Source organism: Sutcliffiella tianshenii (assembly GCF_016908565.1).
GTDB classification, from domain to species: Bacteria; Bacillota; Bacilli; order Bacillales; family Bacillaceae_I; genus Sutcliffiella_A; species Sutcliffiella_A tianshenii.
Map to the genome: position 1 here is coordinate 66,144 of NZ_JAFBED010000009.1, position 14,671 is coordinate 80,814.

The 14,671-nt window shown below is 46.1% G+C and carries 13 protein-coding genes; 8 read left to right on the forward strand and 5 right to left on the reverse strand.

Features of this window, described 5'->3' with window-relative positions:
- Positions 1–310: 310 nt before the first annotated feature.
- The 3 genes from glsA to JOC95_RS17230 all read right to left on the reverse strand — a co-directional run bounded on the left by glsA (position 311) and on the right by JOC95_RS17230 (position 2,378).
- A complete protein-coding gene (gene glsA, locus JOC95_RS17220) occupies positions 311–1,264 on the reverse strand; it encodes a glutaminase A (protein ID WP_338083115.1) in 954 nt (317 codons plus the stop codon).
- A 140-nt stretch (positions 1,265–1,404) separates the two neighbouring features.
- Positions 1,405–1,698, reverse strand: a complete 294-nt coding sequence (locus JOC95_RS17225) for a hypothetical protein (RefSeq protein ID WP_204418436.1) — start codon at positions 1,696–1,698, stop codon at positions 1,405–1,407.
- Between the two features lie 134 nt (positions 1,699–1,832).
- On the reverse strand, positions 1,833–2,378 hold the full coding sequence (locus tag JOC95_RS17230; RefSeq protein WP_204418437.1) for a hypothetical protein: 546 nt from the start codon (positions 2,376–2,378) through the stop codon (positions 1,833–1,835).
- Between the two features lie 155 nt (positions 2,379–2,533).
- Here JOC95_RS17230 and JOC95_RS17235 point away from each other — a divergent pair, with 155 nt between their 5' ends.
- Positions 2,534–2,857, forward strand: a complete 324-nt coding sequence (locus tag JOC95_RS17235; RefSeq protein ID WP_204418438.1) for a YciI family protein — start codon at positions 2,534–2,536, stop codon at positions 2,855–2,857.
- 33 nt (positions 2,858–2,890) lie between these two features.
- On the opposite strand, the gene bioB is transcribed toward JOC95_RS17235, so the two are convergent.
- The gene (gene bioB, locus JOC95_RS17240; RefSeq protein WP_419096263.1) at positions 2,891–3,904 is read right to left on the reverse strand and encodes a biotin synthase BioB; all 1,014 of its coding nucleotides are present in this window, start codon (positions 3,902–3,904) and stop codon (positions 2,891–2,893) included.
- A gap of 665 nt (positions 3,905–4,569) precedes the next feature.
- Between bioB and helD the strand changes: the two genes are divergently transcribed.
- Entirely contained in the window at positions 4,570–6,942 is a 2,373-nt protein-coding gene (gene helD, locus JOC95_RS17245) for an RNA polymerase recycling motor HelD (RefSeq protein WP_239582986.1), read from the forward strand.
- A gap of 113 nt (positions 6,943–7,055) precedes the next feature.
- Here the strand turns inward: helD and JOC95_RS17250 are convergent, their stop codons facing one another.
- Positions 7,056–7,622 carry a TVP38/TMEM64 family protein gene (locus JOC95_RS17250; RefSeq protein WP_338083113.1) on the reverse strand — a complete coding sequence of 189 codons (567 nt, stop codon included), beginning with the start codon at positions 7,620–7,622 and terminating at the stop codon, positions 7,056–7,058.
- Positions 7,623–7,707: 85 nt separating this feature from the next.
- On the opposite strand from JOC95_RS17250, the gene JOC95_RS17255 reads away from it, so the two are divergent.
- The 6 genes from JOC95_RS17255 (at position 7,708) to JOC95_RS17280 (ending at position 14,332) form a co-directional block, all read left to right on the forward strand.
- On the forward strand, positions 7,708–8,061 hold the full coding sequence (locus JOC95_RS17255; protein ID WP_204418441.1) for a metal-sensitive transcriptional regulator: 354 nt from the start codon (positions 7,708–7,710) through the stop codon (positions 8,059–8,061).
- Positions 8,062–8,082: 21 nt separating this feature from the next.
- On the forward strand, positions 8,083–8,289 hold the full coding sequence (gene copZ / locus JOC95_RS17260; RefSeq protein WP_204418442.1) for a copper chaperone CopZ: 207 nt from the start codon (positions 8,083–8,085) through the stop codon (positions 8,287–8,289).
- A 108-nt stretch (positions 8,290–8,397) separates the two neighbouring features.
- Complete coding sequence (locus tag JOC95_RS17265; protein WP_472926651.1) at positions 8,398–10,788, forward strand: heavy metal translocating P-type ATPase; 2,391 nt, start codon at positions 8,398–8,400, stop codon at positions 10,786–10,788.
- 15 nt (positions 10,789–10,803) lie between these two features.
- Positions 10,804–11,676, forward strand: coding sequence for a hypothetical protein (locus JOC95_RS17270; protein ID WP_204418444.1), 873 nt, complete (start codon positions 10,804–10,806; stop codon positions 11,674–11,676).
- Positions 11,677–11,688: 12 nt separating this feature from the next.
- Complete coding sequence (locus JOC95_RS17275) at positions 11,689–12,324, forward strand: NAD(P)/FAD-dependent oxidoreductase (RefSeq protein ID WP_204418445.1); 636 nt, start codon at positions 11,689–11,691, stop codon at positions 12,322–12,324.
- A 115-nt stretch (positions 12,325–12,439) separates the two neighbouring features.
- The gene (locus tag JOC95_RS17280; RefSeq protein ID WP_204418446.1) at positions 12,440–14,332 is read left to right on the forward strand and encodes a beta-propeller domain-containing protein; all 1,893 of its coding nucleotides are present in this window, start codon (positions 12,440–12,442) and stop codon (positions 14,330–14,332) included.
- Positions 14,333–14,671: the final 339 nt, after the last annotated feature.

Here is a 14,671-nt window from a genome sequence, read left to right on the forward strand (position 1 = left end):
ATTCAAATTGTAGCTTGTTTCGGGGAAAATAAGGGAAGTTTTTCCGCCTATGCATTGCAAAATCACCCATTTTGGGATTTTTCGAGTCAATAGGCGGAATTTCTCCGTCTATTTCCGCCTTTTTTAATAGGAGTATTAAAATAAGCGGAATTGTTCCGTCTATTTTTCTTTTCTAGCGAGTATCTCCCAACCGATAAGTGCGAGCCATCTATGATCCTAGATGAAGAAATCAGCAGTCCTGTAGAAACGTTGGAAAATAAGAAAAAGACGTATGCCGATTCATACGTCAATTCTTGTGTTTTTTGCCTTTTTATAGGTTCCGCACATTCCGGTCATGAAGCAGGCTTAATTCAAGGTCTCGCGAGAGGATCCTAAGTGCTTCCCCTCCTGCACAGCTGTTCCCTTTTCTGTTGATGGCAGGACCGATGATGCCGATGCCCATGCGCCCGGGAACGGATCCGACAATCCCGCCGGAAACCCCGCTTTTTAAAGGGAAACCGACCTCCACGGCATAGGTGCCGGATTCATTGTACATCCCGGACGTCAGCATAATCGCTTTTACTGTTCTGATATTCTCCGCCTGGATGATTTGTTTTTTTCCTCCGATCAGCCTTCCATGATTGGATAGGAAGCAGCCCATCTTGGCCAGTGCGAGGGAATTGATCTCGATGGAGTTCACTCGATTATAAAGGTCCAGCGCGGCATCTGACTCTTGGCTGGAAAGGACTCCGGTGCTTTCCATGAAATAGGAAAGGGCCTTATTGCGGGCGCCGTTTTTACACTCAGCGTTGTATACTTCCTCACTCATGGTGATCTTATCGTTTTCCGTGATTTTACGGAGGAAATCGAGAATCCTATCAAAACGCTCTTCCACCGTAGTGCCTTTGATCAGACTTGCGGTTGCGATTGCCCCCGAATTGATCATCGGATTATAAGGGCGCCTTCCACCGTATTCCTCCAGGTTGGAAATGGAATTAAAAAGATCATCCGTCGGTTCCATACCGACCTTCTGAAAGACTATGTCCTTTCCGAAATCCTCCAAAGCCATCAACAGGAGAATGACTTTTGAAATGCTTTGAAAGGAAAAGTTGTCCTGGTCTTCACCGGCAGAATAGGTCTCCCCGTCAAGCGTAACAATCGTTACTCCCAGATTGGTAAGATGGGATTGGTCCAAATCGGGGATATGGTCGATGACCTTTCCGCGGGAGGCGAAGGGCCTGCATGCCTTTACCACTTCTTCTATATATTCATTTGTTAACTCCACCAATTGTTTTTCCTCCTCAGATCTTGCTTTTTTCCTATTACATCTATACCCCAAAAATGGTGGAATATAAGCAGGAAGGGGACGCGGGGGCTAAACCATAAAAAAATGCCATCCCTTTGATAGGGACGACATGTTTTACATCATAGATTTATTTCATTCAGACTATTTGCTTTTTGTTCTGTCAGATGATAGATGTACCGATAAAATCTGACTGTAAGGATGGCTAACAAAGCAATGGTAGCGAGCATGGTGAAGAGAATCCATTCCTGCGTCCAGCTGTTGAAAATGGCAAACACGCTTCCGGCGCCATAGAGCAATCCCAGAAGGTAAAGCGCATTGAATTTAGGTAGTATGACTTGGATGATGCCAAAAACACCAAATGTGATAATACCGCCGATGAATAGCTGGATAAGCAATACAAATAGAAATTCCATCTTCCAACCTCCTATAGTCTTGTAGAAACTATTTGCAACCATACAATATGACCTGGTGTTAATTAGTTTCTGCAAGAGGAGGGCAGTATCCTTTCAATTTTTCATAAATCGTTCCAATAGGCTAGTTTCTCCTGTCATTCACTTGCTTTAAAAGGAAATTTGTACTGTCTTTTTGCAGTATTAAAGTTGGAGAACTCGGCCTGAAATTCATTGTTTCGAACAAATGTCACTTCTTTTCCATCATTGAAGTAGAACACCATTTTATGTTTTTCTTCTTCTGTAGGAGGAGAAACGAGAATGACCTCTTTTACATCCTCCCATGAATAGGAATTAGTTTTAAAAGAGAAAGGTTCACCCCAAGCAATTTCCTCGGTACTCAAGGATTTGTAAGAGAAAGTTCCCATCACAAATAATACTCCCGCCAATACCAGTCCAAGTCCTGTTAAAAAGACGGCCCTTTTGACAAAAAAGGATGAAAAGCCTAAACCCAGTGCAAGCATGAGCGCGGAAATCCCATACATCCCATAAGCAGTCATCGGAGTCTGAAGAAGCCAGACGCTTACATCATCGAACATAATCCCTTGAAAAATGAACGGTCCAACCAGTATGTAAAAAGGAGCCAAAATTAAAACCGCAATCGCACCCATCATATAAAGATGCTTTTTTTCATAGTTAACCAACGTAATCCCCCTATATCCCCTGAAATTAATTTTAAATTTCTAAATATTTCAATATAATTATACACCATTTGGTAAAAGATGAGAATTAATTTGTTAGAGGTTATTGGAGTGAAAATAGAGAATTAATGATTAGGAGACAAAAGGGGGTAAAACCGATGGAAACTTATATTTATGTATTACGCTTACCGGAAAGGCTTTATGAAGCAGCAAACTGGACAGAGGAAGAGGGAAATATCGTATCCAAGCACTTCCAGTATCTGAAGGAGAACGTAGAAAAGGGCATTGTGATCCTTGCAGGCAGAACCGACCAGACCGACGCGACAGGTTTTGGCATTGTCATTTTTCAGGCTGAAGACGAGGAAGCAGCAGAACATTTCAAAAATCATGACCCGGCGGTGCAACAAGGTGTGATGACAGCGGAATTATCACGCTATCGCCTCGCGCTGCTCAATGAACAGTTCTCTCTGGTGGCAAACTAAATAAAAGCCTGTGATATCACAGGCTTCTTCTAATCATATGTTGGCGAAATGCTGACTTTCCGTTTCAAAGGCATTCTCTTCAATCTCAAACCCAAGATCTTCAATCATTTGATAATCCTGCTGGGATGCCTGGCCGCTTGTTGTTAAATAGTCACCGACAAATATGGAATTTGCCATATAGAGTCCAAGGCTCTGCAACGTGCGCAGATTATATTCCCTGCCACCTGATATTCGGATCTCCTTCGTCGGGTTGACAAAGCGGAACAATGCTAGGATCTTCAAGCATTTAAGTGGTGTCAAATCATCGAGATGCGCTAGCTTCGTTCCCTCGATCGGATGCAGGAAATTCACCGGAATGGAATCCACATGCAGGTCTTTCAAGCTGAACGCCATCTCCACAATATCCTCCAAGGTTTCTCCCATTCCGCAGATGACACCGGAGCACGGGGAAATCCCTGCGTTCTTCAACGTTTCAAGCGTTTTGATGCGGTCATCATATTGATGGGTCGTCGTGATCTCGCTGTGGTGTCCTTTGCTTGTATTGATATTATGGTTAAAGCGGTCCACCCCGGCTTCCTTGAGAAGGTGGGCCTGTTCATCATTTACAAGTCCGAGGCAGGCACAGATCTTGATGCTTTCAATATCCTTCTTGATATCCTGGACGGCTGCCACTACGGTGTTGACATCGCGATTGGTGGGCTTTCTGCCACTCATCACGATGCAATAGGTTCCGATTTTATTTTTCTTGGCTTCCCTTGCCCCTTCGACAATCACCTGTTTGCTGACTAGGGGATAACTGTCGATTACCGTATCTGCTTTCATAGATTGTGAACAATATCCGCAGTCCTCTGGGCAAAGGCCGCTCTTGGCATTGATGATCAGATTGAGTTTTACTTTATTGCTATAATAATGTTTTCTTATTTGATAGGCAGCATGAACAAGCTCCAGTACATTTTCATCACTTTCCGTAAGAATCCCGAGTGCTTCCTCCGTAGTAAGGGAATAACCACCAATCACTTTCTCCGCAAGCTGTTTCCAAGTCATTATGTATCACTCCTAGGTCATATGTTAACTAAAACTTATTTAAAGTTTACATATAGCGAAGCAGATAGACAAGGATTATTTTTAATAAGGCTACCTTGGTAATAATCCGATAACGTTGAATACCCTGTTGGTTTCCGCTTCAGGGGTTCGCTTTCCGCGGGCGGCCTCGGGAGCCTCCTCGGCGCTAAAGCGCCTGTGGGGTCTCCCTTGACACGCTGCTCCCGCAGGAGTCTCACCCCTTACGCTACAACCAACAGGGGCGACGGATAAACCAGCTTTTATTTTTCTAATGGATTCAATGATTAACGGGAGTGCGTTTCTGAAAACAAAATATTTGTCCGTCGATAGCTGTTGATTGGAGCAATAGGCGAAGACTCCTGCGGGAAGGTAGCGGTAGGCTGGAGACCCCGCAGGGCGAAGCCTGAGGAGGCTCCAGCATCGCCCCGCGGAAAGCGCAGCCTAGTGCGGAAATCAACAGCGGTGTTTAACAGATAAAAAAGAAAATTGCAAATTATCATGTAAGCGTTTATAATGATTTTTCCGGCTAAAAAAAGAACATAAGAGCGTTGCGTACTTTGAAAATGTAACCCAAGGATTGTACCATGAATGGAGATTTCTCTAGTTCATGGTTTTTTGCGTCTCCAAAACAAGCAAGGAGTGTGAAGAGGTTGGGAGAAAAAAAGAAGAAGCATCCTGAATTTGATCAGGAAGTCGAACGGCTTTTGTTTACGAAAAAATATATGGACATTGTCATCAAGGCGTCTGAAATGGACGAAGAGTCCTTTCGCTCAAGTTTCAAGGAAGCACTCGAAGGAATGGACTTCAAGGACAGCAGTTTCAGCTATATGAACATGCTGACCAACGCCAATCTTTTGCAGCGCACCCAAGAAGAAATCCGCAATTTGAAAAAAATCTACAACAAGCCTTATTTTGCTAGAGTGGATTATAAAAGAGAGGGCAAAGACCAGGAGGAAATCTTGTATTTCGGAAAGGCATCCCTCTTTGATAGAGAAACACAGGATCCCATCATCGTGGACTGGCGTTCTCCCATAGCCAACCTATATTATGACGGCAGACTTGGGGACGTCCAGTATGAAGCGGAGGGGGAAGTCTATGACGGCTATCTTTCCTTGAAGCGACAGTACATCATGGAGGATGGGGAGCTTGAGGAGATCAGGGATGTAGATTTGACGACGACAGATGAGCTCCTGCAGGAATCCTTGTCTGGAAGCTCAAGCAATCGCCTGACCGATATTGTATCCACCATCCAGGAAGAGCAGAACAGGATCATCCGTGCGGATCTCAATAAACCTATCATTGTACAGGGGGCAGCGGGGAGCGGGAAGACGACGATCGCCCTGCACCGGATTTCCTACTTCATCTATACATACCAGGAGCATTTCCGTCCCGAGCAGCTGATGATCCTGGCACCGAATAACCTATTCATCGACTACATCTCAGAGGTTCTCCCGGAACTCGGGGTGGACCGGATCCTACAGACCACTTTTATCGATTATGTGAAAAGCTGTATCGGCAAGAAAATAAAGCTTCGACCGCCGTCCGAAAAACTGATGGGCTTCATCAACCACGAGTATGAGGATCCGGAAATGGTGCAGTGGCTGGCAAGCTTCAAAGGTTCACTGGAGTTTAAGGAGATTATGGATGCCTATCTGACCGATATCCTGGAAACCCTGCTGCCAAAAGAAGATTTCTATTTGACTGAGAAATTCAAGCTGTATACGGCTGAGAGGATGGAGCAGCTGATCAAGCGGGAATATACCTACCTCCCCTATTACAGGCGGATCGAAAAGGTAAAGGAAGTGCTGCAGAACTACGTACGGACGGAGAAGAAGACGCTGATACTAAAAGTTGAAAAGTTCTATGACCACAAGCTGGATAAGGCCCTTTTCAATTCCAACCTTGATCCGGCAAAGCGGAAAAGCTATGTGACAAAAGCGATGGACAAGAAGGATGAGCTCGTGAATGAGATCATGAGGGAATCCCGGACTGCAGTGAATGCTTTTATCAGAAAGCTTCCAAAGCACACACTCTTCTACTATTATGAACAGCTTGTCACAGACAGGGAGCGCTTTGCGAAATACGCAAAAGCATACCTGGATGACTATCAGATCCGATACTTCATCAACCACCAGATCAAATTACATAAACAGAAAAACTATGAACTCGAAGACCTGGCCGGGCTCCTTTACCTGCAGCATAACCTTTTTGGAATAGATAAGGACCTGCGTGCAAGGAATGTGGTGATCGATGAGGCGCAGGACTACAGCTACTTTCAATTGGCAGCATTAAAAAGCGCCCTTGAAACGGACATGTTTACGATAGTGGGGGACCTTGCGCAGGGGATCCATTCCTATCGCGGCATTCAGGACTGGAATAAGGTGAAGGAAGAAATCTTCCCAAGAGCTGCATACACTACCCTCCAGAAAAGCTACCGGACAACTGTGGAAATCATGCAGGCTGCAAATGACATATTGGCGTTGCTGCCATTCGAACTGCCTCGCGTAGAGCCGGTGGTAAGGCATGGTGCGAAGCCGAGGTTCGTAGAGTGGAGAGAGAGTGATGCGAAAATGGTGGCTGTGATGGCCCAAGACATTGAAAAACTGTATGCGGATGGACGGAAAACGATCGCGATCATCGGGAAGACGGAGAAGGAATGCGGAAAGATCGAATCGCTTTTCCGGAAACATACAGATCTGTCAGTTCAATTGCTGAAGGAAAATGAAGAAATCAATCAGAAGGACGTCGTCATCGTACATGCACAGCTGGCAAAAGGACTCGAGTTCGATGCAGTCCTGCTATGCGCGCTTGATGAGGTGTATACAGAAACGGAAATCGATGTAAAACTCTTATACGTTGCCATGACCAGGCCGCTGCATCACCTAAGCTTCTACGGAAAAGACCATACCGCCTTCCTGCTCGGACACGTGAGTGAAGGACTGGTCGAACTGAGTGACCAAGCAGGCCAGGCCGAACTAGTAGACCAGGTAGACCAGGTAGACCAGGTAGACCAGGTCAATTAGATAAATTATCATACTAAAACAACTCTCAAACACTACAAATTACAAACACATCAAAGCGCCCTCCACTGTAAGGTGGAGGGCGTTTTTCCAGGTTTCTGGACGGGGTCAGGCCCCTATCTTTTTCGTAAAAACAACATACCCACCACCCCTATCGAGAAGAGGGTGAGGATGATTTTGCCTTCGGTTCCCCATTCGAGTACGCGGTAGACGGAGTAGGCTTCGAGTAATAGGGCGGGTACTTTTCCGAGTGTGCTGGCGATGGCGAAGTGAATCAGGCTGATCCTGCTTGTCGCACCAGCCAATGTGACGAGGCCAGATGGTGCAAACGGAAAGAGCCTGAGGCCGAGTACGAGCAGGAACGCTCGGTGTCCTTCCGTTCCTTGCAAACGGATCAGCCATTTATTACGCTCAAGCGCCTTCGGGGAGAAAGCTTTCAAACCCTTCCGGTAAAGCAGGAAACTGACAACCGCACCAACCGACTCGCCAAGAAAAGAAACAAGGGTGCCCACCCAAAACCCGAAAAAGGCAATATTCGCCGCGGTGATAAAGACGCTTGGGACGAATGCGAGAATGCTGATGACTGTATTGAAGATAATACTAAGTAAAATGGCGAATGGCCCGGCTATATCCAGCCATTCCAGAACAAAATCTTTCCACATATTTGAACGCTTCCTTATCAACGAATTTTTTTATAATTATAAAACTTTAGGCTTTACATACCGTATAGGGGTATGTTACTTTAATAACGAGAGGAGGTCAACAACCATGGAAAACCTTCCAATAGAACCTATTTTAAATCAAGATCCAGAATCAAGCGAGTGCTGCCATGTCGAGAATGGGGAGCGGAAAAGCCACCATTCGGAAACAGTCAAGAAAAGCCTGATCTCCCGATTGAACCGTGTTGAGGGGCAAGTCAGGGGAGTGAAGCGCCTCATTGAAGAGGATACGTACTGTGATGATGTGCTGACGCAGATTGCTGCGATCCAATCCGCCTTGAACGGCGTCGGAAAGCTGCTGCTTGAAGGACATTTGAAATCCTGTGTGGTCGAGAGAATCCAAGAGGGCGACACGGATGTCATTGATGAACTATTAGTAACTGTAAAGAGATTAATGAAATAAACATAGAGGAGAGATGGAGAAATGGAACAAGTAACGTTAAAAGTAAATGGGATGTCATGTGGGCATTGTGTGAAAGCAGTAGAAGGAAGTGTCGGTGAACTATCTGGCGTGAATTCCGTAAAAGTGGACCTTGCGTCCGGTACAGTAGCGGTTGAATATAAGAGTGAAGATGTAACTTTGGATCAGATCAAAGAAACAATCGACGAAGAAGGCTATGAAGTAGAATAATGAGAACAGCGTGCTTTTTACAAAGCGCGTTTTCTTACCAATAAAATATACCCCATACAGGTATATGGGAGGCTGAAAGCGATGAGTCAAAAATCTAAAGAAACGCAAATGCAAATATTGGGTATGACCTGTGCAGCCTGCTCCACAAGGATTGAAAAAGGATTGAATAAGCTGCAGGGTGTGGAGAAGGCCAATGTCAATCTGGCATTGGAAAACGCCTCGGTAACATACAATCCGGACGAAGTGAGTCCAGGAGAAATCGAGAAAAAAGTCCAAAGCTTGGGGTATGAGGTGGTAAAGGAAAAAGCGGAGTTCCTCATTACCGGAATGACGTGTGCCGCCTGCTCAAGCAGAATCGAAAAGGTTCTTAACAAGCTCGATGGCATCAATAAGGCAACAGTCAATCTGGCGCTCGAAACCGGGACGGTGGAATATAACCCGTCCAGACTTACACCATCCGATATCATAGCAAGAATCGAAAAAGCAGGATATGGTGCAACGGTAAAAGTGGAAAAAAATGAAGGTGCAGAGGATTTCAGGCAAAAGGAGCTGGAGAAACAGAAAGGCAAATTTGCATTTTCCCTGATTCTCACGATTCCGCTTTTATGGGCAATGGTAAGCCACTTTTCCTTTACTTCGTTCATCTACTTGCCCGATATGCTGATGAACCCGTGGGTGCAGATGGCTCTGGCGACCCCGGTCCAATTTTTCATTGGCTGGCAATTCTATAGAGGTGCCTATAAAGCGCTGAAAAATAAAAGTGCCAATATGGATGTGCTGGTAGCGCTGGGAACAAGTGCGGCTTACTTCTACAGTATCTACCTATCGATCGCATCCATCGGTTCTGGTGCCCACATGGTGGAGCAATATTTTGAGGCAAGTGCGGTCATCATTACGCTCATTATTTTAGGGAAGCTTTTCGAAGTGAGAGCAAAAGGACGTTCTTCCGAAGCAATCAAAAAGCTGATGGGACTGCAGGCAAAAACAGCATTGGTTGTCCGAGATGGAAAAGAGATGGAAGTTCCGTTGGAGGAAGTATTGGTGGGCGATATCCTTTCCGTGAAACCGGGAGAGAAAATACCGGTCGACGGTGAGATTTTGGAAGGCCAATCAGCTGTCGATGAATCCATGCTGACTGGTGAAAGCATTCCTGTCGATAAGCAGATCGGTGATACGGTCTATGGCTCCACCATTAATAAAAATGGATTTTTGAAAATGAAAGCAACAAAGATCGGCCGTGAAACGGCGCTCGCGCAAATCATCCGGATCGTGGAACAGGCGCAAGGCTCTAAGGCGCCAATCCAGCGCCTGGCAGATAAGATTTCGGGAATTTTTGTTCCGATAGTGGTTGGCATTGCCATACTGACTTTCCTTGTGTGGTATTTCATCGTGGACCCAGGCAACTTTGCGGGTGCCTTGGTAAACCTGATTGCGGTGCTCGTAATCGCCTGCCCGTGTGCACTTGGGCTTGCAACGCCAACCTCCATCATGGCTGGTTCCGGTCGTTCGGCAGAACTGGGAATTCTTTTCAAAGGCGGCGAGCATTTGGAGCAGACACACCGAATCACAACGGTGGTGCTGGACAAAACGGGTACAGTCACTAACGGTAAACCTGTTTTGACGGATGTTTTGCTGGTCAACCAAGGGGAGGAAGAAGAAATCCTGCGTTTGGTCGGTACAGCGGAAAAGCAATCCGAGCATCCGTTGGCACAGGCAATGGTTGATGGAATCAAGGAAAAAGGAATCGAGCTTGGCGAAACCACGACATTTGAAGCAATACCGGGATATGGGATCGAAGCGGTTATAAATGAAAGAAAAGTGGTAGTCGGCACACGCAAGCTTATGAAAAAGCATGACATTGATTTGACCGATGCCGAGAGCACAATCCAGGCGCTCGAGTCTGATGGAAAAACTGCAATGATGGTTGCGGTGGATGGCGATTATAAAGGGATCATTGCTGTTGCAGACACAATCAAAGAAACTTCTGCCGCTGCGATCAAACGATTGAAGGATATGGGCTTGGAAGTAGTGATGATGACAGGTGACAACCAACGCACGGCGCAAGCAATCGCCGATCTTGCCGGTGTGGATCGTGTCATCGCGGAAGTACTGCCTGAGCAGAAAGCCGAGGAGATCAAAAAGCTTCAGGCTGAAGGGAAAAAGGTGGCAATGGTCGGTGACGGCATCAATGATGCACCTGCCCTTGTAACGGCTGATATCGGAATGGCCATTGGCACAGGTACGGATGTTGCCATGGAAGCTGCTGATATTACCCTGATGCGCGGTGATCTGAACAGTATTGCGGACGCCATCATGATGAGCAAAAAGACCATCAAGAATATCAAGCAGAACCTTTTCTGGGCTTTTGCCTATAACACGATCGGAATCCCTATTGCAGCTCTTGGATTCCTGGCACCTTGGGTAGCGGGGGCCGCAATGGCATTCAGTTCCGTTTCTGTTGTGCTTAATGCATTAAGATTGCAGAAAATAAAATTATAAAAGAGGATGACAGATATGAAAAAATGGATCTTTTCCGCAGTTATCTATCTATTGATCGTGATAGGAGGGTACAGCGCTTATTCCTTCTTTGCGCCGGAGGATAGTGCCACCAGCGATCATGACGAGCATGAGAAGGCAACAGAAGAGCATGCACATGGGGATGAGGATGCTACAGAAGAAGACGGAGAGCATGGAGGTCATGGAGAACACGGTGAAGGCGAGTCTTCTGGTGAGGTGAATTCGGAAGTAGTAACCGAAAATGGAGCCATCACTGTGTCCCTCAAAGACCAGGATGGCAAGCCGATGGATGAGCTTGACGTGAACCATGAAAAGCTGATGCACCTTATCGTGATCAGCGAAAACCTGGAAAGCTTCCATCATCTGCATCCAGAAAAGACTGATCCTGGAGTGTTCGAGGTCCAGGCAGATCTGGAGGAAGGCATGTATCAGGCGTTTGTAGATATCAAGCCAACCAATCTGGAGTATAAGGTTGAACCGAAATCGTTGATGATCGGGAAACATGAGGAGCATGAGGACGACGGAGAGCATAAGGATGACCATGCTCACCTTGAAGCAGAAACAAATTGGACGAAAGAACAGAACGGCTATAAAGCAACGCTGAATGTGGAAAGCTTTTCGATGAAGGAAAATGTGGTCCTATCCTTTGACTTGAACGGGGCAAAACCGGAAAACTACCTAGGGGCATTAGGGCATGTAGTGGTAGTGGATGAAGCGCTCGAACAATTCATCCACGTTCATCCTGCAAGTGAAACGGAACCTGTATTCGAGGCACATTTCACAAAGCCTGGCATGTATAAGCTTTGGGGTGAATTCAAATTGGACGGCAAGGTATATGCCTTCCCATTTGTCATCGAAATCACGGAATAAAGGGGTAGACAAATGACTGAGGAAAAAATGGTGAAACTAGCGGTCAACGGGGGGATTTCATTTGGCGCCAAGCTGACCAGCAAACAATTGCTCATACTTGCCGCTTATATGAAGGAAGAAGATGAAATAGAGCTTACGACCTTTCAGCAACTCTATGTGGATATTCCGGAAAGCAGGCTGGATGAAGCGGTGCTGGCCTTTGAAGGAGCAGGGCTTGAGTGCTATCCTGTCGGGAACTATGTGAAAAGCCTTCGTACCTGTAACTTTTGTAAAGGTGAGTTGGAGGAAGGCATGCCGATTGCAAAGGAATTGAACAGGCGGATTGCAGGAAAGCCGGTTCCTTTCACATTGAAGCCTGCTTACACGGGCTGCCCAACCGCATGCGGGGAGCCATTGGTCAATGATATCGGTGTAATCAAGCGCCATAATGACCGATATGACTTGTATGTGGGAGGCAAGGGCAAAGGCTTGGACGCAAAAACGGCAGAGCTTTTTGCCGCGGAAGTAACCGAAGGGGAGCTTTACGGCATGGTAGACTTCCTGATAGATACCTATGCTGCCAATGGCAAAAAACGCGAGCAGTTCGGGAAGTTTGTCCGCAGATATGGTTTGGAGAATTTAAGAGAAGAAGTGTCGGCAGTATTATGAGAAAAATGAAACAACGTTCTAGCGCAGGGATGCGTGTGGGCGTTGTTTTTTTATTTTTACATGTGACTTTTTAACCACTCCTCTCGTCTAACAAAAAAAGGAGGGTTTTATTACCATGCAAAAAAGGGCACTTATCTTTTTCCTTATCATTGTAGCGATGTCTGCAGTGTTCGGTTTCATTTACTATAAATATGATCCAACTTCCGCAACAGGTTCAGTGAACAAGGGCAACTGGGATAAAGAAAATGGACTTCCTACAGTAGGTTCCAAAAAAGAACTGAACAAGCTTTTTCAGGATAGACTTGAAAAAAGGGAAAAGCAGATGGGCGCTGGAATAGCCTTTGAAACAGCTGAGGATTCTTCTGCCGGTGCAGAAGCGGAGCGCTCCGCCGACAACAGCAAATCGGAAGGGGACAGCTCATCCTCCGGACATTCGGACACCAATGTTCAGGTAGAGGGCGTGGATGAAGCGGATATCGTCAAAACGGATGGTGAATATATCTACCAGGCGATTGACGGAAAGCTGAAAATAACAAAGGCGACTCCGGTCGACTCGATTGAAATAATCACAGAAATAAAATATCAGGATTTTTCTCCATACCAGATGTTCTTGGACGGCAACCAATTGGTGCTTATCGGCCATCATTGTAAAGAAACCTTCGCGCCACATTCTACAAAAGAGGGCACGCGTGACCTGATCATGCCGATGAATGAGGCGACGAGAGTGATTGTCTATGATATTTCGGATGCGGCAAATCCGAAGGTCCAAAAAACGCTTACCCTTGAAGGAGGATACTTTTCAAGCAGGAAGATTGACGAGAAAGTCTATGTAATCGTGAATCAGTATCCAAACTATTGGATGCTTGAAGAAAATCCTGATGTGGATCTCCGCCCAAGACTTTCTGATACAACTGGGGAGGAAGAGTCCGAAGACATGAAGCGCATCGCCTATTCCGACATCCACTATTTTCCGGAATCCTCGGAGGATAATTTCATGACCATCGCCTCCTTTGACTTGACCAAGCCGGACCAGGATGCAACAGTCCTCTCCTATATCGGAAGCGGGCAACAGGTCTATATGTCCAAGGAAAATCTATATGTGGCCGTTCCAAGCTACAATCAGAGTGGACGGATGATGCCTGCTGATGTCAATACAGACATCTATAAGTTCTCCGTAAACGGATTGGATGTGCAGTTCGCGAGCAGCGGAAGCATCCCGGGCTATCTGCTCAATCAGTTTTCCATGGATGAGTACAATGGATACTTCCGTGTCACTGCAACAGATGGTCAGGCATGGGATGAAACCTCGCCTTCACGCAACAACCTATTCATCATGGATGGAAGCATGAAGGTGATCAGTAGCGTCGAGGACCTGGCAAGGGGGGAACGGATCTATTCGGTGCGTTTCATGGGGGAGAAGGCATATGTGGTGACATTCAAAGAGGTGGATCCATTGTTCGTGTTTGACCTCAGCGATCCCAATGCACCAAAAGTATTGGGAGAGCTGAAAATTCCAGGGTTCAGCAACTATCTCCACCCATATGATGAAAACCACCTGATCGGTTTTGGTCAAAACACGAAAATAGAAAAGGATCAATTCGGCACAAGGGTCGTGACGGACGGGGTGAAAATCTCCCTGTTTGATGTAAGCGACCCGGCAAATCCCATTGAAAAGCATACAGAAGTGATTGGCGGGCAGGCGACCTATTCGCCACTGAATTACGACCATAAAGCACTTCTATTCAACAAGGAAAAAGACATTTTTGCCTTCCCGATCGTCATGTACCGTGAAAAGGAAAAGCACGACTACCGCTTCGAATTTGAAGGTGCCCTGGTGTACGGAATCGACCCTGAAAAAGGCTTCACCCTCCACACCAAAATGACCCATCAAGAACAAGGCACACCATACGAAGACTGGGAAAACACCATACAAAGAGTATTGTATATAAATGACCACCTCTACGCGGTTTCCCCAAAAAAGATAACCGCTACGGAAATAACTTGGTAATGAGTTATTAAAACAAGGATATGTAAAGCAAAAGTGTTGATTTATGGATGACAGCTGGTGATTGGAGCAATAGGCGAAGACTCCTGCGGGAATGAAGCGGTAGGCTGGAGACCCCACAGGGCAAAGCCCGAGGAGGCTCCAGCATCGCCCCGCGGAAAGCGAAGCCTAGTGCGGAAATCAACAGCGGTGTTCAATAGGAACAAAACATCCCACAGAAAGAGCGCAAAACTCGCGCTCTTTCTTCAATCTAAAACACAAAAAATCGACCAATTCCAGCAAATTTATTTCCCGGGTAAGCAACTTGTCGAATTTTCTCATCCAAAATAGGTTTGTACTTAA